26 protein-coding genes are annotated in these 19,740 nt (G+C 36.4%); 5 read left to right on the top strand and 21 right to left on the bottom strand.

Features of this window, described 5'->3' with window-relative positions:
- From ACVBDU_RS23120 to ACVBDU_RS23085, 8 genes are all read right to left on the bottom strand, one after another.
- The coding region (locus tag ACVBDU_RS23120) for an alpha/beta fold hydrolase (RefSeq protein WP_447182039.1) at positions 1-1,091 on the bottom strand (1,091 nt) is incomplete at its 3' end.
- A 40-nt stretch (positions 1,092-1,131) separates the two neighbouring features.
- On the bottom strand, positions 1,132-1,701 hold the full coding sequence (locus ACVBDU_RS23115; RefSeq protein ID WP_447182038.1) for a hypothetical protein: 570 nt from the start codon (positions 1,699-1,701) through the stop codon (positions 1,132-1,134).
- 45 nt (positions 1,702-1,746) lie between these two features.
- Positions 1,747-2,787, bottom strand: a complete 1,041-nt coding sequence (locus ACVBDU_RS23110) for a serine hydrolase domain-containing protein (protein WP_447182037.1) — start codon at positions 2,785-2,787, stop codon at positions 1,747-1,749.
- 18 nt (positions 2,788-2,805) lie between these two features.
- The gene (locus tag ACVBDU_RS23105) at positions 2,806-3,012 is read right to left on the bottom strand and encodes a hypothetical protein (protein WP_447182036.1); all 207 of its coding nucleotides are present in this window, start codon (positions 3,010-3,012) and stop codon (positions 2,806-2,808) included.
- A gap of 121 nt (positions 3,013-3,133) precedes the next feature.
- Positions 3,134-4,456 (bottom strand): ATP-binding protein, encoded by a 1,323-nt coding sequence (locus ACVBDU_RS23100; RefSeq protein ID WP_447182035.1) that lies wholly within the window; start codon positions 4,454-4,456, stop codon positions 3,134-3,136.
- A 131-nt stretch (positions 4,457-4,587) separates the two neighbouring features.
- A complete protein-coding gene (locus ACVBDU_RS23095; protein WP_447182034.1) occupies positions 4,588-5,622 on the bottom strand; it encodes an AAA family ATPase in 1,035 nt (344 codons plus the stop codon).
- Positions 5,623-5,802: 180 nt separating this feature from the next.
- The gene (locus tag ACVBDU_RS23090) at positions 5,803-6,423 is read right to left on the bottom strand and encodes a hypothetical protein (protein WP_447182033.1); all 621 of its coding nucleotides are present in this window, start codon (positions 6,421-6,423) and stop codon (positions 5,803-5,805) included.
- A 101-nt stretch (positions 6,424-6,524) separates the two neighbouring features.
- Positions 6,525-7,145 (bottom strand): hypothetical protein, encoded by a 621-nt coding sequence (locus tag ACVBDU_RS23085; RefSeq protein WP_447182032.1) that lies wholly within the window; start codon positions 7,143-7,145, stop codon positions 6,525-6,527.
- A 287-nt stretch (positions 7,146-7,432) separates the two neighbouring features.
- On the opposite strand from ACVBDU_RS23085, the gene ACVBDU_RS23080 reads away from it, so the two are divergent.
- Positions 7,433-7,987 carry a hypothetical protein gene (locus ACVBDU_RS23080; protein ID WP_447182031.1) on the top strand — a complete coding sequence of 185 codons (555 nt, stop codon included), beginning with the start codon at positions 7,433-7,435 and terminating at the stop codon, positions 7,985-7,987.
- A 148-nt stretch (positions 7,988-8,135) separates the two neighbouring features.
- Entirely contained in the window at positions 8,136-8,648 is a 513-nt protein-coding gene (locus ACVBDU_RS23075) for an SMI1/KNR4 family protein (protein WP_447182030.1), read from the top strand.
- Positions 8,649-8,683: 35 nt separating this feature from the next.
- Here ACVBDU_RS23075 and ACVBDU_RS23070 read toward each other — a convergent pair whose 3' ends face one another.
- The 13 genes from ACVBDU_RS23070 to ACVBDU_RS23010 form a co-directional block, all read right to left on the bottom strand.
- A complete protein-coding gene (locus tag ACVBDU_RS23070; RefSeq protein ID WP_447182029.1) occupies positions 8,684-9,157 on the bottom strand; it encodes a hypothetical protein in 474 nt (157 codons plus the stop codon).
- A 3-nt stretch (positions 9,158-9,160) separates the two neighbouring features.
- On the bottom strand, positions 9,161-9,646 hold the full coding sequence (locus ACVBDU_RS23065) for a hypothetical protein (RefSeq protein WP_447182028.1): 486 nt from the start codon (positions 9,644-9,646) through the stop codon (positions 9,161-9,163).
- Between the two features lie 140 nt (positions 9,647-9,786).
- Positions 9,787-10,137: a hypothetical protein gene (locus ACVBDU_RS23060; protein ID WP_447182027.1), complete on the bottom strand. Its 351-nt coding sequence runs from the start codon at positions 10,135-10,137 to the stop codon at positions 9,787-9,789.
- Between the two features lie 86 nt (positions 10,138-10,223).
- On the bottom strand, positions 10,224-10,640 hold the full coding sequence (locus ACVBDU_RS23055; protein WP_447182026.1) for a hypothetical protein: 417 nt from the start codon (positions 10,638-10,640) through the stop codon (positions 10,224-10,226).
- 138 nt (positions 10,641-10,778) lie between these two features.
- The gene (locus ACVBDU_RS23050; protein ID WP_447182025.1) at positions 10,779-11,249 is read right to left on the bottom strand and encodes a hypothetical protein; all 471 of its coding nucleotides are present in this window, start codon (positions 11,247-11,249) and stop codon (positions 10,779-10,781) included.
- 177 nt (positions 11,250-11,426) lie between these two features.
- Positions 11,427-12,029, bottom strand: a complete 603-nt coding sequence (locus ACVBDU_RS23045; protein WP_447182024.1) for a hypothetical protein — start codon at positions 12,027-12,029, stop codon at positions 11,427-11,429.
- On the bottom strand, positions 12,019-12,282 hold the full coding sequence (locus tag ACVBDU_RS23040; RefSeq protein ID WP_447182023.1) for a hypothetical protein: 264 nt from the start codon (positions 12,280-12,282) through the stop codon (positions 12,019-12,021). Before ACVBDU_RS23040 ends, ACVBDU_RS23045 begins: the two co-directional genes overlap by 11 nt.
- A gap of 151 nt (positions 12,283-12,433) precedes the next feature.
- Positions 12,434-13,180 (bottom strand): hypothetical protein, encoded by a 747-nt coding sequence (locus ACVBDU_RS23035; RefSeq protein WP_447182022.1) that lies wholly within the window; start codon positions 13,178-13,180, stop codon positions 12,434-12,436.
- Positions 13,181-13,207: 27 nt separating this feature from the next.
- The gene (locus ACVBDU_RS23030; protein ID WP_447182021.1) at positions 13,208-13,603 is read right to left on the bottom strand and encodes a hypothetical protein; all 396 of its coding nucleotides are present in this window, start codon (positions 13,601-13,603) and stop codon (positions 13,208-13,210) included.
- Positions 13,604-14,047, bottom strand: a complete 444-nt coding sequence (locus ACVBDU_RS23025) for a hypothetical protein (RefSeq protein ID WP_447182020.1) — start codon at positions 14,045-14,047, stop codon at positions 13,604-13,606.
- 300 nt (positions 14,048-14,347) lie between these two features.
- A complete protein-coding gene (locus tag ACVBDU_RS23020) occupies positions 14,348-14,524 on the bottom strand; it encodes a hypothetical protein (protein ID WP_447182019.1) in 177 nt (58 codons plus the stop codon).
- 32 nt (positions 14,525-14,556) lie between these two features.
- Positions 14,557-15,546, bottom strand: a complete 990-nt coding sequence (locus ACVBDU_RS23015; RefSeq protein WP_447182018.1) for a terpene synthase family protein — start codon at positions 15,544-15,546, stop codon at positions 14,557-14,559.
- Positions 15,547-15,594: 48 nt separating this feature from the next.
- Positions 15,595-15,819 carry a hypothetical protein gene (locus ACVBDU_RS23010; protein ID WP_447182017.1) on the bottom strand — a complete coding sequence of 75 codons (225 nt, stop codon included), beginning with the start codon at positions 15,817-15,819 and terminating at the stop codon, positions 15,595-15,597.
- Positions 15,820-16,132: 313 nt separating this feature from the next.
- On the opposite strand from ACVBDU_RS23010, the gene ACVBDU_RS23005 reads away from it, so the two are divergent.
- The 3 genes from ACVBDU_RS23005 (at position 16,133) to ACVBDU_RS22995 (ending at position 19,668) form a co-directional block, all read left to right on the top strand.
- Positions 16,133-17,572 carry a HEAT repeat domain-containing protein gene (locus ACVBDU_RS23005; RefSeq protein ID WP_447182016.1) on the top strand — a complete coding sequence of 480 codons (1,440 nt, stop codon included), beginning with the start codon at positions 16,133-16,135 and terminating at the stop codon, positions 17,570-17,572.
- A 259-nt stretch (positions 17,573-17,831) separates the two neighbouring features.
- On the top strand, positions 17,832-18,851 hold the full coding sequence (locus tag ACVBDU_RS23000) for a transglutaminase domain-containing protein (protein WP_447182015.1): 1,020 nt from the start codon (positions 17,832-17,834) through the stop codon (positions 18,849-18,851).
- Between the two features lie 340 nt (positions 18,852-19,191).
- Positions 19,192-19,668: a hypothetical protein gene (locus tag ACVBDU_RS22995; protein WP_447182014.1), complete on the top strand. Its 477-nt coding sequence runs from the start codon at positions 19,192-19,194 to the stop codon at positions 19,666-19,668.
- Positions 19,669-19,740: the final 72 nt, after the last annotated feature.

The raw sequence follows: 19,740 nt of genomic DNA, 5'->3' as shown, positions 1-19,740 counted from the left end.
GGATTCAATTCAATTGATTTCTCATACATTTTAATGGCTTCTTCTTTTTTGTTTGCCATCAATAAGGCTTCACCATAACTATCATATGCATTAAAACTATCTGGAAATAAAATTGTAGTTAATTTAAAAACTTCTAAAGCCTTATCTAATTCTTCATTTCTCAAAAATGAATAACCTAATTCATTCAAATCATGTTCTGAACGATTATTTACCTTAGCTTCAATAGATAATTCTATGGCATTATCCAGAGCCTTGTGTAACAGCGCATTTTGTTGCCCTTCGTCCAGCGTTTCTGAGTATGCTTTAATTATTGTATTGATGATTAACGCAGGATTATCTTGAAATACCGTATGACCACTTCCCCTGGCAATAATATTTTTTACATTATCCTTATGTTCACCAAGCTCTTTGTGGAGTTTTCTCCATCTGTTTGAAAGTACTGGAAAACCCGGAAAGGAGTTTTCAGGAAAAATATTTGTAATTGGGGTATTTTCCGGGAACTGCATACTTCTCGTATAGCGCATTGTTTTATTGAAATTTGAATTCAAATAAAAATCACCTGAAGGCTTTTTTATAGCACTTATATCAATATTCATATCTCTCATTGTCAGTAATTCCTCATTCCAGAAATCACTAAGCGTAGCATCTATTAAAATGACCGAGAGCACTTTTTCAGGATGTTTACGTGCGAATAACAAATTATACAATCCACCGTACGAATGGGAAACCAGAATAACTTCATTGTTGAAACCCAACTTTGAAAGACCTGTCTCCAGTTCTGTAATACCATTTTCTATTCCAAAATCCGAATCGTTTTTCAAATTTGGATTTAATTCACTTTGTCCAAATCCAGACCGGTCATAAGTAATTAATGTGGTACCCGTAACGTTATGAATTTTTTCTAATATATTATTCCAAACAGAACTATCAGCACCCCCGCCGGCTTCAAAAAGAATTGGAGTTCCTTTTCCTTTCATGATATTAAAATACATTTTATACCCCCCAATGTCTACTAGCGTATCTTGACTTTGGGCATGCATAGAGAACGATAAAGAAAAAATCACTAAGAATGTTAAATAAAAATGTCTCATTTGTTCTGTAGTTTAAGGTTTTCCATAATGTTATAGCACATTATTTTCTGTTTTTATATAATTCGATGGCTTTTAAGTATTTTATAGCACCGGCCTCGGTTTGGTCGTGTATGAATCCGTTCAAATCAGGATGATTTTCGTCAATCCAGTTTAAAAATCCATCCCTGTTTTTAAGAAATGTCGTGTCATTAAATATCACGTAAGTTGTTTCAACGCTGATTATTTTATTTTTATCAAATCGGATCACTTGATTAGAGACAATCGGTTCTTCGTGAAGAAACAAGATTCTTTTGTCAATTTTTGAAATCTTTGCTTTGACAATTTCGTTTTCCAGCTCAATTTCAAGGATTTCGTATGTCGGGTCAAATACCGAATCCCATTTCAACCATTCAATGTATTCTTTCAGGGAAAATGTCTGCTCATAGTCATATTCGCTTTCTTTAGTCAAAAGACTATCGGTCAATAAAGATGCTATTCCGGAATCATCAGAATTGTCAAGAACCTTGTAGTATTGTTTTGCAATATCAAGTTTGTCAGTTTCTTTTCCAGAATTTTTGCAGGATATAAGCCCTACTGTAAAGAACAATGTTAGAACTATAATTTTGTTCATTTGTATTTCGTTTTGCATCATGTGTGCTACAACGGCGGGAGCCATCTACTCCACGGGCCGTTCGTTTTTTATTAAATCCATTAAATCCGTATGCGTTTTGAAAGTTACATTAAAATCATCCAGGTTTACGCCTATGTTTTCCAAAATAATTAAATTAATTCCGGATGGAGGATAAAAATAGTTGGCAGTAGGGAAGCCTGGTACATAGCCAAATGCTCCTATTTGAACACTTTGTTCCCCGTCTTTAAAGAGTAATCCGTAGCCATATGCTATTTTATCAAATATGGGATGGATTCTCGTCGCATATGGTGTTCTCATTAAATCTAGAGTGCTCATTTTTACTAATCTTCCCGAATGCAACAGTGTATTCCATTTTAGTAAATCCCCCGCATTGGATATAAACCCTCCCGCTGCTATATATTTTACGGGGTTACCTTCGGCAATCCGCAACTTTCCTGTTTCGTTTTCTTCATACCCTTTGACTAAATTCGAATAATTTTTATGGGTCGGATGACAGGTGTTAACTAGGTTGTATGTTTTAAAAAATGCTGTTGTTATTTCTTCAAATGATTTTTCTTTTATTTTTTCAAGTATTTGAGCCAGTAATCCAAACCCTATTTGCGAGTATTGAAATTGTGTTCCAGGCTTAAACTCCAATGGCTTATCAATAGCAACAATGCCGTGTGTATGCGTTAATAAATGGTGTATGGTTATTTCATCGGCCCACGGTTGATTTATTTCAGGCAGGTATTTATTTAGTTTATCTGTTAAATTAAGATTTCCATTTTCGTATTCCCGAAGAATTAATACGGCTGTAATTTGCTTGCTTATAGAACCAATATAAAATTGGTCGGTAATATTTAGTTTGACTTTATTTTCCAGGTCAGAATATCCGAACGCTTTTTTATAATGTATGACGGAATCTTTTGCCAACAGGATGACACCATTGAAGTTATTAACTTCGGCTATCGAATCTATTTTTGATGATATAAGTTTAGAATTCTGGTTTTCAGGTGTTTTTTCAGTTTTGCAAGAAATGGTTAGAATTAGAAGTAGTATTGCAAGTCCTAAAATATTTAATTTCATTCGATTTATTTGGTTTTTTTATAACGCCCAATATACGTAATACCTCTTTGTGGTTGCAATGATCCCTAATGATAAATACAGGTTTGAAGTCAAACTCCGGTTGTAATTTACTCCGGTTAAATAAATGGTCAGTATGGTAATCCCGATGACGATCAAAGAAACTACAAAAACTGATTTTCCCTTTAAATATGTCTGTTTAGCTTTCAGTTGTATGTTTTTTTTCATTACCCTAAATTTAAACGTTTTTCTAATTAAGAACGCTTTGTTTTTTAGGGAGCCTTACAGGACCAGCTGGGGGCCATTCATTTCCGCCATTTATCCGCCAAATGAGCAATATATCCGCCATTTATCCGCCAAATTTTAATTTGTAGTTCGTTCCCTTTTTTTCTCCTTGCTTAATGAAAATGTTGCGTTTGATAAGGTTTTCCAGGTCTCTTAATGCCGTTCTGTCGGATGTGTCGTTTATTTTTTGATATTCCGAATTAGTGATAGAATCGTTCTCTTTTACATACAATACCGCTTTGACTTGTCTATCGTTCAGTCCGGCTTTCTTCAATTGCTCTTTGGTAAAACGATCTTTGAATATTTTGCTCAGGAAACCTCCTTGTTCTTCTATTAAAACCGGTTCCGGTAATCCGGCATCTTTACAAGCTTCAATAATTTTTATTGTTCCTCGTCCCCAGGAGTCGATATAACCTGCTTTGAAACATGTGTCGGCTATCAGCGGGTTTCTCGGTTTGGAACGGTGAACTTTCTTTAAGTCTTCTTCGGAAATTCCTTCCGGAAGACCACCATCATTCCAAATACTGAAATTATCATCATACAACCGGATTTGTGTAGGTGCTCCCATGTAGTTCCGGTGCACCAGTGCATTGAAGATCATCTCGCGTACAGCAGCTACCGGATATTCATCCAGTTCCACCCGTTGCATTCCCATAAAATCAATTGGATGAATAAAGAACTTGGCGTTGAGCATTTCTCCGATCCTGTCTTTAAGCTGTATTATATTGCCCTCTATGACTTCGTGAAATTTTAGGTCGGCATCCGTATTTCCGAATTTGCCGATTTTAACAGCTATGTTCGGATAAAATTTCCCGGGGTCTTTTCCAAACAAAATAATGGCAGCTCTTTTCAAACGCCCGTCTTCAAGCAGACGCAGTTTTTCAAGCAAGTCCGGAATGTCGATATTGTCTTCAACATTGATCCGTTTAACGATACGTGCATCTTTCAGGAATTGTTTAATGCTGGATTTATCAATATCATTAATGGAAGCTCTTTGCTCGGGAATGTCATCCCATGTCTTACCAGTACGTTTCAGGATAAACTCATTCAATGCCGGCCCTTTCAGTTCCTGCAGAGTACTTCCGGTACGGACATAATATTTTCCTCTCACTGAAATAGGCACATCAAAACGGGGTATTATGATTTCAAGATAGTGTTTGTCTTTGTCTTCCTGCAAGTTTACTTCCGCATACACACCAAGGATGTCCCGGAACTTGTTGGGTAAATCTTCCAGTAGCTTGTTGGGGTTGTCTATACCAGCTACCCTTCCAGAATCATTGACACCTATATACAGTTTTCCTCCATTGGCATTGGCAAAACCACATATCCATTTCAGGTATTCGTCCCGCCAGGTAAGTTTGTATTCCGTGTTTTGGGATTCGGGCATATTCTATTGTAGTTTGAACATTAAGTAGCTCAAATATAACCTTTACGCCCTTATTGGCCAATTTCTTTTTGGAATGCATTGCATAGTGGAAGTGATGCTGCTATCCCCTGCTCCCTGTTTATCCTGCTTCATTAATAGATCCCATCCCGGCATCTTAAATGTATTGTATTATGCGCTTTTCCCCGCTCCACCGCTATTACTGTTTCCTGCGAAAAATATTGGATAATAGCTTCTGATCTGGTAGTCATGATCACCTGGCATCCTCTGGCAGCCGCATCGCGTATCATTTCGGCCAGGGGCAGTATGGTTTCCGGGCCCAGGCCGCAATCCGGTTCTTCCAGGAAGAGCACAGCCGGGAGGTCTTTCGGGTTTTGCATGAGAAGCGCAGTTAATGCCATCAACCGAAGCATTCCGTCTGAGGCTTGTCCGGCATGAAATACGGCATCTTTCCCTTTTTCCTTCCACTGAAGCAGTATCTGATCGTATGCTTCCCGCCAGTAAAAATCTTTAAAAAAGGGCAGTTGCAATTGCAGGCATTTTACGATCTTCTGATAGTATGTTTTATCTTCTTTGTACAGGCGATACAGAAAACTGCCGAGGTTTTCTCCATTGTTTTTAAGCCGGCGACCATCCGCCAATGACCATTTTAGACGTATGGCTGCAGTAGTTGCAGTTTGATGAAAGTTATAGACTTCCAGCTTTCGAAGCTCTTGCAATATGGACATGGCAGCCTTGCTCGTCCGCCTGGTAATTTCCGCTTCCTCGTGTCCTTCTCCGCAAAAAGACCAAGTTCCTTTTTTTACGGATGTCTTTTTCGTAAACCGATACTGTTCCTTTTGAAAGACCAATTTGTTTGGTCTGACGGGGGCCAGGCTGAAAGCATATTCGTAATTACCGTGATCCGTTTCTATTTCCAGGAAAGCATCCATAGCGTTTATAGATGATGTTCCCTGGTAGAGTATGGCGATGGCTCCCCCTTCGTAAGCCACATATTCCTGTAACCTTCCGTCTGCATACAACATCTTGCGCAAAAAACAGGGAAAAGACATCACATTGCTTTTGCCAGAACCGGTGGCGCCGGTTAGCAGCGTAATATCCCCGGGAGTAAATGTGACCAAACCTCCAAACGACTTATAATTACGAAAATGAAATGATTTGAGCCTCATACTAAGAACCGTGTTAAGTGTGTGTTTAATACAAACATACATCAAAACCAAAGCCTGCTATACCTGGGGTGCGTTAATCTTGCAACAACCTCTAAGAGGCTTTACAAACGCTTTTTACGATAGCTTTTGTTGCCGCAATGCTCTAACCTTAAGAGTATATAATAAACAGAAGGTATTGCTTTATTTATTTTTATCAAAAATGGCCTCCATAATACTTCGAACGATGGTCACATTTATTTTTTTCTCAGAAAGATCGAAATCCCCCACCATTTCCGGGTAGTTACTTTCCAAAAAGAGCTTTACATCGTCACCGTATTTAAAAACGGTAAAATCTCCTGTTGATTTCTTGTATAGCACTCCCCGGAGATGCATGGCCCCGGCACCTAATATGGCGGTTCCGGTACTGTAAAAATAATTTTCAAAATAGGCATACCGGTCATTGACCAGGTAGGCCGGGGAATAATCGCGGCGTACATCTATGGGGTTCCCCTTGTTTTTATCTGCAAAATGCTTTTTCATGTGCGATACACGTACATATAACTTTTCACCGTCCGAAACGGCAAAAGCTTTTTTTATCCGTTTGCCATTGCTCTCTATAAGCTGGAAGCCGGTAGAAAGTGTGTTTTTCAGTTGGCTTGCTTCAAAAGTAACCGGTTTGGCAGGAGTTCTTTGCTGAAAATCTTCATAACTTTCATAAAACCCGGCAGGGTAAGGAAAGGGGGGAGTGGTAACTAAGGCGTTATCCTGGGCAAATCCCTCCAAAGCAAACAAGAGCAAAAATAAAAGTGTAATTTTTTTCATAGGCATGGTTGTTATTGTACAGGTTTAAATATACGCTTTTTACGATAAGCCTTTATTCCTGCCGGACTCAAACCAAGATCAGCAGAGAAAACGGATAAAATCTAATGCTTCTGTCTTAATTTATTAAACCATATTTTTATATCCGTATAAAGGTATGGGATTACAAAAACCGCTGTTCCCAATGTAAGCAGATAGCCCTTTTGAGGTATAATCACTGTAACATTAAGCCAGACCAGGAAAGCGCAAAAAAGATATGTGCATACCCGGATACATGTATTTTTCAATGACCACTCTTTTTCCGGAGCTTTTTCTTCGACTTCAATATCTAATAGTTCAAATATCTCCTCAAGTTGATTTTGCTTCTCATAGTTATATATTTTGCGTCCGACGTAGATCAGGACCATTAAGAACACGGCTATAACCAGTATAGGGAACCAATACCCCAACATGCCAAATTCGATAAGACCATCAGAAAAGATTAAAACCGGGAAGCCGATGATGAAAATGCCGAATAACAGTTTGCCTACGGGATTCGGTTTATCCGTAATATCAACCAGATGATCCTTTGTGTTCAGTTTAAAGGTGAAAACAGGGTAGAAGAGCGAATTCCAGGTATTCTGTCTCCAGATTTTAATTCGATGTTTTCCAACCTCTCCGGTAGGTTGAAGGTTACGGAGGAAAACCGTCCGGAGATGATGGAGAAACGTATCCTTCTTTTTCAATTCGATTAAGTTTTCAATATCTTTCCTGATGATCTCCAAAGTTTCTATTACATTATAGTACTATCAAATATACAAAATCCAGCCTTCAGAAAATCCCGGCAAATTTGTTACTTTTACTATCCCGGCAGAATGGGATAAAACAGGAGATACCCTGTTTTATAACGGAATCCTACAAAACGATACGCTAAGATTTGAACAACCGGGCCGGATCATAAAATTGAAATAAAGAATGTTATAGACCAGAAGCTCATCGTAGCTGAAATTTTCTGTAACCAGCCATAATAGTTATGCCCAAAACAAAATCTCATTTCATACTAATATTATCCGCAATACTTTTTTTAGCGTGTAAAAAAGAGCATAACGAAGCAGACGATTACGAAATTTTATCAGCGGTTCTTAATTTTTCTTATGATAATGAATCGGACGAAGCAAATGGACTTTATTGGATTGACACGGCAAAGGAATACCATTCATTACTCGTATTGAACCATACAAACGTAATTGAATTTGACCTTGAGGTCATAGATAGCTACTTGACTTTTGGAAATTTTACGGAGTTTTCCATAAATGATTTTAAAAAGAAGCACAAGTGGGATTTAAAAAAGATTAAAGGCTTTGACCGCTATACGCTAGAGACTATGGCGGATCAAAATGTAAAAAGCCCTTATATTGGCATGGTTCAGATTTCGGCAATTAGTTATAATAAAAATTTGGATAGGGCAGTAGTTTACACCTCATTTCTATGTGCCGGAAACGGAGACTGCGGGGCAGGGATGATTTTTCATTTGAAAAAAGAAGAAAAGTGGATTGTTGAAGAAGCACGGGAATTATGGGTAGCATAAAAAGCCATGCCTTACAATCTATAATCCGTTGAGTTAGATTTTTATTCAGAAAATCTAAGTCAAAAATTAAATTAGGGCTACGACGAATAGTTTCCTGCGGAAATGTTTGTAACGTATCATAGCTAAACTGTTAAGGTTAATTTAAAAAATGAAAAATCTCTTAAAACAAATTTCGGAAAAGGCAATTGAATTAGCAGATTTTGAATTCACACCAGAACAGATAACGAATAAGTGGTTAGGAAATGAACCGGCTTTAGAAACTGAAATAAAACTAGCAGAAGAAAGACTTGGAATAAAATTTCCGGCAGACTTTAAACAGTTCCTTACCCTTACGAACGGGTTTTCTGCACCCAACAATATTGAACCGACTTTTGAATGTATTGATAAAATTGATTACCTGAAAAATATGGACAGCCATATTATCAAAGCATATAGCATTGATGGCATTGAATATGTTGGAAAACAACTTGAAAACAGTATTCTTATCGGAGGAATAAATGAAGAGCAATATTTTTTACTTATTCCGCCAAATTCAACTAGTAACCAATGGAAATACTGGAAATTTGCAAACTGGCACCCGGGAGAAGAAGAACATGAAGGATTGGAAAGCTATTTTAAGGAAGTACTGGGTTTTATGAATGAACAAATTGAATTGAAATAAAAAGTAACCGGAAAATCTGTTTATTCCCCGGAGTATTATTCCCTTTTATATACCAGGTAATACTTGTCACGGTCTGCTATGGTCATGGAGTCTTTGGAGAAAAACAGTACCTGCTTTTTTACAGGTTTTTGATAATAAAAACCATCAACGCTCGGCGTGACAATCCCGGCTTTTTTCAGATGAGGTAAAAATTTGTCATCCGGAGATATTCTTAATTCCAGGTTTATTTGCCTGGATTTTGTGTCGAAAAACCAAGTGCCCGATGAAGTTCTGTGCGGGTTCCAGCTTACATATTCTCCATTTTCCTTAAAGTCATAGCTGTCCCGGTTTACTTTTTCAACAGCATCTTTTCCGAATTTGGGAATAGGGATTTTGGTTTGTTTAATTCCATTTTCATCATGTAGTTCAACAAATATCCATGTACCGTATAAATCTGCGCCGGATATATCCTGTGCAGATAACATTTGAATAAAAAAAAGAGATATGGAAAATAAGGTTATTTTTTTCATCTTTCACGCATACCCATTAATATGAAGTTCCGAATAGGTCCCGGTATCCAGGTTTACTTTCAGACTGAAGTAGCAGTTTCCGCCATCAGCAACCATAAGAATATCCGATTTCCAACGCTTGTCGTTCCAATCGTTACAAAAGAAATTTATCCAAACTATTTTTTGTCCTTCCCGGTTTATTACCGGAACATATTGTCGTTTATACCCTTCTGTTTGCAGTTCAAACCCGGTTGCTGTCCTTGGGGGTTCCGGGTATTTGCGGTTATGGGCTTCCAGGGCCTTTATTTGCCGCTCGTTATTTTCGCGGATGGCCCGGAGGATTATTTTTTCCGTTGCACTGCGCTCTGTTTCGGATAGGGTGGAAGGTTGCACATCCTTAAATATCCAATGCCAGTCTTTTTTATAGTTCAGGATAACATAGGTAGAATCAGAGTCCTTAAACTCCATATTGGCCCTGTTCGTAGCTTTTGGCTGTTTATTACAGGCCATAAGCAGGAGGAGAGATGTTATTGTAAAAGATTTAAAAGGATGCATTAGACTTTATTACTTATTCCACGCTATCACCGGCGGTTAATTTCCGGCAAATTATCCAATTTTTGCCAAAGTTTAATACGTTATCTCATATTAAATCACCCAAACCATTTCCCAAACAGAACAATCAAAAATACAATCCCGGTAACTATGGCGGTCACTATACCGAACAGTTTCAGGATTTTCTTGCGGTCCCTAAAATCTCCTATAAGAAGGGACTCCGTATTAGCAACAATGCCGTTTTCTTTTAACACCCGGTCAACATGTTGCCTGTCGGAGGTGAGCAGGAAATACCGGATGCCGTTATCGGTAAACGATTGTTCATTAATATCTGTGTAGTATTTTATTCCGTTTTTCTGTAATTCGGATTCAAAGAGGATTTGGTCTTTCCGAAAGACATAAAGTTTATAGTGGTTGTTTACTTTTATGTCAAAGTTTGGTTTGGTCAAAGTGTTATTTTGATAGACGGGTTAATGCCTTTGTGAATTAAATGTGTAGTTTTACCCAATCCAGCTTAGTTATTCTAAACAGATTTTTATTCCGTTTTCTTCATTTGAAAGGTCAATCCGCTTTCATCTATATGAAATAATAAATTTTCATTATTCTTATTGATTAAAATTCCCATCGCAGTATATCCATCTTCCTGATTTCCGATTTTTATTAACTGTTTATCTTTTACAAATTTCCATTTGGTTCCGTTCAGGACTTCAGTCATCATCATTTTAAATAGTTCAGAACTATTAGTTGTGATTAATTCAAAGTCCCGATTCTCTTTGAAAATAAAAATTGACTTTTCAAATCCATCTATTAAAGGTTTAAATTCCGGATCGGAAGGTTTTTCAAGGATTTTAGCAACTTCCCATTTGCCAGTCAGTTCAGATTCATTAGTAATTTGTCCGAACGAGCTAATGCTAATTATTAGCATGAAAACTAAAATTATTGTTTTATTCATTGATTCTATTTAATGCTTTATAACAAAGAATATCACAATATATGCGATATCCTATTTTGATTTTATATATCTTATGATGTTGTTTAAACTTTTCCTTAAATTACGCAGAACTTTTTGAGTACACTTTGCGAGCAGGCCTTATGCCACTCCGTTTATCATTAAGCCGCTCAATTCTTTTCGGTCGAGATTCACGTTGATTTGCCAATAATAACTACATCCGTCGAATACGATAGCATAATCCGAATTATAGTCCAGTCTTAGGTCCGCGTATCCCCTTAGCCGGTCCATGAGATCATAACGGTCCCAATAGAAGTTGATATGAATAATTCGCTCTCCTTTATCATTGATGATCCCTACATACTGTCTGAAATAAGAATATAAGTTTCTATGAATAACAGGGCAATTTCCCCTTTGATTCATTTTATTCTTATTCCGTGTTTTAATCTGCGTATTTAAAATTTCTTCCGCAAGTTCGATATCTGCTTTATCTGGTGTCCATTGCATTGTTGAATCGACATCCCTTACATGGAAGTTGGCAAAAGGATAATTCGGATTAAAAATAGTGCCCCTGGAGTTTTTGTAATTTACTCCGATTCTGGCTTTGTCCACTTTAAACAATGTTGCTTGTGGTGTACAAGAGCATAAAAGGATCAAAAGAGTTATTATTTGAATACGGAGTTTCATTTAAATGCTACATATTATCCAAATATACACAATCCTTCCTTCAAACGATATCCGTTCACTCCCCAGGTTTCCCCTGTTATATATACTCTTGGAGCGAGTTTTTCATTTTTCAGATAGCAATTTCACAATGTTGAGCCTATATTCTTCATCCTTTTCATTCAATGCTACAGTTCCGTTTTTTAAGTCAGGATTTAAGAATATTTCTGCGTATAAATTCGGTTCATCATTTTCGTCAAAAAACAGTTTGAAATGGAATCTTCCGTTTTCCAAAATCCCCTTTTCTTTATTTAACGGAAAAACTGTAAAAGTCAGTTTTTCCTCAGTGAATTTTGTCTTTTTGGGTTGACCATAAAGTTTAGAAATCACCTCAATTAATTTGTCACTTTCTTTTCCGATGGAATGAATTTCAACTCCGTTTGCTACAAAACTTGTATTGTCAATTTCTTCATTTACGATTCCTGCCGGAATTCCGTCTACAATGTTGATTTTTAATCCTACAACCTGGTTTTCATATTTGGCTTTGCAGATCAAACCCCAAAATCCGTTATCCAATTTTTCTTTTTCCGTAATTGTGAAAATCAAATCTTGCCAGCCTTCTTCAGCATCTTGATTTGAGGTCAGTTCAACCAGGTTTTTATTTTGACTAAATCCGAAAACGCGACTTAAAAACCCCATTATTATTTGTCTTTTAGTGTTAATGGTCATCCGCAATTTTGAACTCCAAAATATGGTTAAGCCGCGGACTGGTTGCGTGGACTTTGTAATCTTGCGAATCGGTACTTGTGATTACCACGTGTATTTTTTGTCCTATCATATGGCTGACGTCTTCCGGATGATTCAGGATTTTTTCGTAGATCATGGTATATTCACAATCCGAAATCCATTTAATCGAAGAATAGACTTCAACTTTTGTTATAGGGTTTATTTCAATTTGGGAGGTATCTGTCCGAATAATCAAGTCCGGACGGTTTTCCAGAATATAATTAAACTTTCCGGTTTTAAATTCTGAACAGTTTTTTTCTTGTCCATTACAACTAAAGGTTAGGAGAATAGAGGCTAAATAAATCCAATTTTTCATAGCATGGATGTTATCAACTATGGTGTTTTTATCAAAATAGGATTGGTATTCCAATGTCCTTGGTCTTTATTCCGTTTTTCACAATTCTTTCCTTTAATTCCAGAAGAATCCGCCCGTCATTTTCCATTTGGCCTATGGTGAACTTTAGCTGTTTAATGTTCAGGTTTTCCAAATTGGTAAAATCTGCATTATTCATACCGTCAGGATATTCGTAAGTCCAGGTATATCCTTTCCACCTGTTCCCGAATCCGTTGTCTTCACTCTCGATAATGACCTCTTTCCCGAACGGAAGTACATAATCCTTGTATAGCACCTTGTTGTTTTTAAGGTCTATCCGAATCTCATTATAGGGTTGGAGTTTCCCGCTGCCTTTAAAGGAGATTAACGTGTCTTTTTTCAGTATTTCCAGGTTTTCACGACCTGTTGAAGTCAACCGGGCGTTTTGCATAAATCCCTGAAATTCGTCATATTCATCTTTAGATATACCCATATTCGAATGATAGGGCATAGGCTCTCCTGCAGGAACTGTTTTCATATATGTTACAAACCACTCGTAGTTTTCCCGGATGGCATGCTGAAATTTTGCGGTTAGTTCCACTTGTCTCGGACTTTGTTCAATACCGTCCATAATATCGGCAACAACAATAGTGTCTGTAAAATAACGGTTAATATCTGTTTTGACATTTCCTGTAAAGATTGCCAAAGCTTTTTCTTTTTGCGAATATCCGAAACCTGTACAAGATATGAACAGTACCAGGGAAGCAATTACTTTATACATTCTCCGGGACGGCATTTTAAATCATTTTTATTGTTCTGTTCTGAAAAGTTCTGATATCATAACCTTGTCAGAAACGTTCGATGTGCTTTTTTGTACATAAGAGTGCTCCTTGACTTCAAGAATTTCGGAAGTCACGATCATTTCTCTAAAAACAGGAAGATCGTCCGGGTTTTCCAATACGCGTGCCAGGGTTAATGTAAAGGTAAAATCGTTTACCCAGTGAACGTTAAGCTCAATCTTTAGCTTTAGTTTTTCCATAAATTCTACCTGTGTAGAATCATTTCTGGTGATAATGGCCGGCCCCGCATTTTTGTCTTCCATTTTAAATATTCCTGTTCTTACGTTGCTGCAATCCATGTTCTGTGCAGAAGTGTACCAGCAGAGCAAAAAGAAAACACTAAATACTAGATACTGAAACTTCATTTAATTACCACTTAAATATTCATATTTCATAATTTCATCCAGTTCATTATCAATGTTCTCGTCGAATTTCAAATTATATAGTACCCAATTGTCCCGGGCCTTATAATATTTAAAGATAAATCGCAACGGTTGCCTCTCATATTTAACCAGGTAGACGATTACTTTCAGACTTTCGCCCAGAGATCTCTCGGTTACTTTTTCATAACCGATATATTCGCCAAGGAGGTTGGCATATTCCCGGATCTGGAATTTGACTTTTTTGGTTCCGTCCTTGTTTTCTGCCATCCATTTGTTGGTGCCGAAAATAAAATCAAATGCGTCGTCAGTGTTTTTTTCGTACCTGGTAAAAAAATCGGAAGTTAACTTATCTGTGGAGTTTTGAGAGTAAACCACATAAACGGGCAATAAGGCAAGGACAACTGTTAATAAAGCAATTTTTCTCATAAGCTTGTTTTTGCGATCATCAGGTTTTAAAGATAGACCTTTTTCTGATTATATTATTTTATACTGCAAGCAAGAATGCCAGGAAAGCGAAGACAATAACCATATACCTGATTTCAAGCAGAGTCAGAAGGATGAGCAGTATCCGCAATTTTTTTACATCCCATTTAAACCGGTGATATCATCAATATAGGTTATAGCGGTAATGAAAATAACATACAGAAAGAAGTACAGATATGTAAGCTTGTTTTTTGGCGCATGCATTCCCTATACCGTGTTTAACCGGGCGATAGTCGGGGACTTTTAAAAAGTCAAAACATCGGCCCATTTTAAAAAACACATGGTCAGAAATGTAATTCCGGTAGCGGTGTATATGGTGCCCTGCCAGTAAAAAAGCCGTGTTCCCCATTGTTTCCACATCTTTTTACCATATTCCTTTTTAAAATGGCCCTGGGTGTGGACTACAAAAAAAACAACCATCCTCATATATTATGTAGTAAACAACACAATAACTAGCTTTTCTCGGGCCAGGCAAATCCTTCCCCTCCGGGTAAATACCTTTCCGTTTCCTGCACATAAAATGTATTTACGCCTTGGACGCCGAGCCCAAAATAGTAGACAAATTTATCTATATGCTTCTGGTATTCTCCAAACTCGCGATATTCCCTGTGCAAAGTCAGAAGCTCCTCCAGGTCTGCATCATGAATTCGTAACGCCTCTTTGCAAGCATCCTCCAGGGAAAGATTGTATTGCCGCTCAAGGACAAAAATCACATTAAAGACCTCCGTTCCCTTAGCCAGCTCTTTGGGCAAGGAATGAATGTCATTTTGCCAAATAATGATTCTAACCATCAAGCTTATCATACGCCGAACGACACAGTGGTCAACGATATGATCGGGCAAAACCAAGCCCGATTCAATTTCCCCTAAAACCAGGTATGGATGCATCAGTACAGCATATTCACGGATTGCTTTATAAACAGCAAAGGAAGGCGGTGGCTGATTGGTTACCTTATAAGAATGTTCCACTTCAATCCCATACCTAAAGGTCAGGTAGAAGTAATGGATGAAACGCTTCATCCACGTTTCAGGCATTATGGCACGAAACTCATCCCTGATGAGTGCCATATGTTGGTACATTGCATTTTCTTCCGGCAAAGGCAGGGCCCCATTTAAAATTTCCATACAACGAATGCGCTGCCGTTGCTTTTCCTCAAGCGATAAATCTTCCAGCTGGTCATCGAGCACAACATACTGGAGCATGAACCTGTTGCAGGGAATGGTTTGTTCGTAGGTTAAGTCAGGCCACATGCATGCCGTACACGCATGAAGCCGCATTCTTTTATACTTTTCTCTTTGCCATTCTTCCAGAAACGTATAATCGTAATCTATCCAATGGTCCATATCTTTTCCCATCTGCTCTACATGTGGATTAATTTTAATAGGCCAGGGATAATAGCCAAGGGGGAGATAATCTCTTGAGTTGAATTGTTCAGGAGTCATACAATAATTTTTACGGTTTAAGAATATAAGATTAGATATTTTTATACATCACGGTTTTTTTAGGGCCGCAAAATCACCCGTAAACATGGCAATTCCGTCTTTTGTACCAAGAGGCATAAATCCGCTCTTTTTCATCTTGGAAACATACGCATTTAAAGTGCCGTCCATCGGCACTCCCTTAAAGGTCATGTGGCCGGATGTAGCCGTATCCCCTTGAGCATAACCTGTTAGTACTGCCCAAACAAAACAAAGTGTAATTAAAATATGCTTCATAGTAAAGGATTCGGGTATGACATTTCTTTTTTTTAGAGAAATTACATCCGTAATTATAATTTATAATGTGCCACACCCAAAGAAATGAAATTTTTTTAAAGGCAAGATACGGATTACCGTAAACAGGTATAAATCATTAACCTTATGTTTGTCCCTGACAATACAAAATGCGCATCGGTATAATTTTATATAACATCTTGTATGTTACTCATATATTGTGATGCGTATACGTTTTGAAAAAAGTAAGAAATAGGTTATAGTATTTCGTATATTTATGAGTTACAAGCAAGCCTAAAAGACGACACCGTAAGAAATGAAAATTTGGCAATACATAGAAATTTTAAGACGACCTAACAAGAATTGGTTTTTCTCAAAGGACAACACGGAAGATAAGATTAATGCCTTAACTAAAATTGCCAATGACGGTTATCCAAGTCTTATTTACAGTTTGACGGAACTTTTAAAAGACAACAACAAAGAAATAAGAGAAACTACTTGCAAAACAATAACATACTTATTCAAGAAGCTTGACAGCAAAAAGGGATATTACGACACTCTCAAACATTGTAGCATATCAAAAAGCGACATTGACTTTTATGAAGCAAATTTTCCAAAGGAACAATATGTAGAGTTATTAGCAATTAGTTCTTTAAACGGAAATGGATACGTAAGAGAAAAAGCTGTAAAAAAGCTTTCACAAGTTGAAAATCCGAGAGCTATACAATTTTTAATCTATCGTTTAGCAGATTGGGTTTTGCCAGTTCGACAAGCTGCACTAAAAGGAATAGAGAACTATAAAACCACAGACTACATTGATAGCCTAATTGAAAATTTACCAATCTTTGAATGGCTTCAAAAAGTTGAGCGGACAGACCTTAGTGGTGTTTATCAAGAAATTATTGAGTTCATAGCTTCGACAAACAGAGATTATGTAATTGAAAATTTCAAAAAATATCCTGACAAACTAAGATTGCTTTTAGCTAAACATATTTCAAGTTCTTTAACCCAAAATTCAGCATATTTAAAGCTTTTACTAAACGACAAACATTTTTTAATTAGGAACTTGGCTATTGAGCATTTTGAAATGCTTGGAGAAAGAGAAATCGACCAATTGCTTAATGACAAGTCCGCAAAACTTCGACTACAAACACTATATTGTCTCAAAGATAAAAGTGAATTTAAGACAATCGTAAAGAGTTTTTTAGCGGATAATTCAGCGACAATCAGACATTTTGCAAGGTTCACGCTGAAACAATCCAATACTAACCTTGCTGTCTTTTACAATGACAACTTGCTGAAAAAAAATCAAGTAATTGGTTCTTTAAGCGGCCTTGCTGAAATCGAAGCAAGCCAATATTCAGAAACAGTTAAGCAGTATCTAAACGACAAGAAGATAAAAATTAGAAAGACTGCACTTTTGGCTTTAGCAAAACTTGATGAAGAAAGTACATACGAATTTGCTTTTGCAAATCTTGACAGTTCCTATGTTGGACTTAGAAACGTAATTATTGATTATTTATCACATATTCCGAGACAAGAAGTTTTATCTAAGGCGAGAGATATTTATAAAACAGGAAATTATGACCTAAAAAAATCAATGCTGAAACTCTTTAACAAAGTGGGTAGTTGGACAGCAATTCCAGATTTGATGATTGGAACGATTGATGAAAACGAAAATATAAGACAATTGGCATTGGGATATATACAAATTTGGAGGGCAAGAGCAGTAAGACTATTCTCAACACCAAAATAAGGAGAAATTGAAAGAGCAATACAGATTTTCAACTTCGTAAACGAAACACACGAAGACAAACAATATTTTAAAATAAACCCGGTAAATGGACTTGACTTTTACTTCAAATAAAAAAAGCCAGCTTGTAACAATGTATATAAAAAAATAGGCGAAATAGTAGTAAAATGAAAGTTTTTGGCTCATATCAAACTTTGTACTTAACCGAAAGTTCAGTGCTTCGAAATCGCCTACTTTTCATATACTAACCGTTCCTAATAATTTGAATAGACATCAATCTTGCATATTAATCATACTACTTATCATTGGATTTAATTCCAATGCACAATCTGATTTTATCGAAATTGACGAAAAAGTTTCGCAAATCGGATTTAGTCCCAAAGATGAACTTGCCGAAAACATTACATCGGAATTTAAAACAGATTTAGAAAAAGTACGAGCTTTATTTGTTTGGATTACTGACAATATCACTTATGACTTTGAACTATATGAAAGCGAAGAACTAAAAAGTGAATTTTATACTTCGGAGGGCAACGTCATTGACAAAACTTTAGAAAGAAAAAAAGCAATTTGTAGTGGTTATTCTCTTCTTTTCAAAAAACTATGTGATGACATCGGAATTGAATGCAAAGTTATAAATGGCTACTCAAAACAATGGTTAGATAGTTTTGTATCAAAAAATGTAACAGACCACGCTTGGAATGCTTTTAAAATTAATGGGGAATGGTTTTTAATAGACGCTACTTGGGCAAGTAAAAATGAAAATAATCCTACAAGAGATGATTTTTGGTTTATGACCAATCCAGAATCCTTTATCTATTCTCATTATCCCGAGTATAAAGAATGGACTTTACTCGAAAATGGACTGACTAAAGAAGAGTTTGACCAACTGCCGACTATAACTGACCAAAGTTTTTTTGAGGATGAGATTAAACTTTTATCACCTAAAGAAAAAACAATCGAAGTAGAAAAAGATAGAATTGTAAAAATCGAATTACAAACCAAAAACCCTGAGCGCTGGATTTTATTACGTGGTTATCCTTGGGAAACCTATGCTTCAAAAAACAATTTGGAATTTCCGAGTGACGAAGAGTATGCAAAACTTTCCGCTGAAGAAATGAATAAGTATAATCTAGTTATTCCAAGTGTTGAAATAACAAAAAAAGAAATTTTAGACAATAAGATAATTATAGAAGCTAAATTGACTTCTGAAAATATAAAAGAATTTGACATAGTTGTGGAAGGAAATCCGATAGCTACGATTAAAGTTAATTTGAAATAAAAACTATTGGCAATAACTAAGCGTTCGTGTGGCCGGTTGTACGACGCATAAATATACACAATCCCTCTTTTCCGCGCTATGCATTCACTTATATGCCCCGGGTAGGGCATGGCAAATGCCAAAATAAAATTCCTGTCCGGATACCAGAAAGGAAGTGAATAAAACTGCGGATAGTAGATTTTTTATGGATATTTTTTCCATATTGTGCTCAAACGGGAGCTATTCGGTTTGTATTTGTTAAATTAGTTTGTTTAAACCACGCAACTAATCTCATACAAAACCGCTGGCAACAATATAAAGGTCCTGTTTAATATAAATCAATGAGCATAAATTAGAATATATGATTTTAAAAAGCAAAATCCTTTCAGTATTTATTTTAATTACTTTTTTAAGTATTAAAAGTTCTTTTTCACAAGAAAAATTTAAATATAATGTTGACTTAAACTTTCATATTGATAAGGTTGAAAAATGGTCTAAAATTTATACTGGAAGTGGGCATTATTATACAAAAAAAGGATTTAAATACTTTATGGTCTACCTGACTTTTGAAAACACCTCAGATAAAAAACAATTAATTGATTTCAATAATTTCTATCTTATAGACATAAACAATAAAATTAAATATAATGTTGACCTAGCTTTAGCTGCTGGAACAATAACTTGGATATATAGAAAAAACAAGAAAAAATTGAAAGCAAAACAAACAAAAAAAGTCAAATTAGCGATTACTTGTCCTGAAGACTTAAATCCAAATTTTTTGATGCTAGAAAATGATGAAATTTTTCCAATTGACCCTAAGTTAATTTCTAAAGATTAATTAGTTTAATAATAAAAATACTATAGCCAACAGCTAAGGCTTCGTTGCGTTTGCAGGACGAACAATGAAGCC

The organism is Sinomicrobium endophyticum (genome assembly GCF_052983315.1).
The sequence above is the reverse complement of the archived record's forward strand: the minus strand, read 5'-3'. Positions and strand labels throughout refer to the sequence as shown.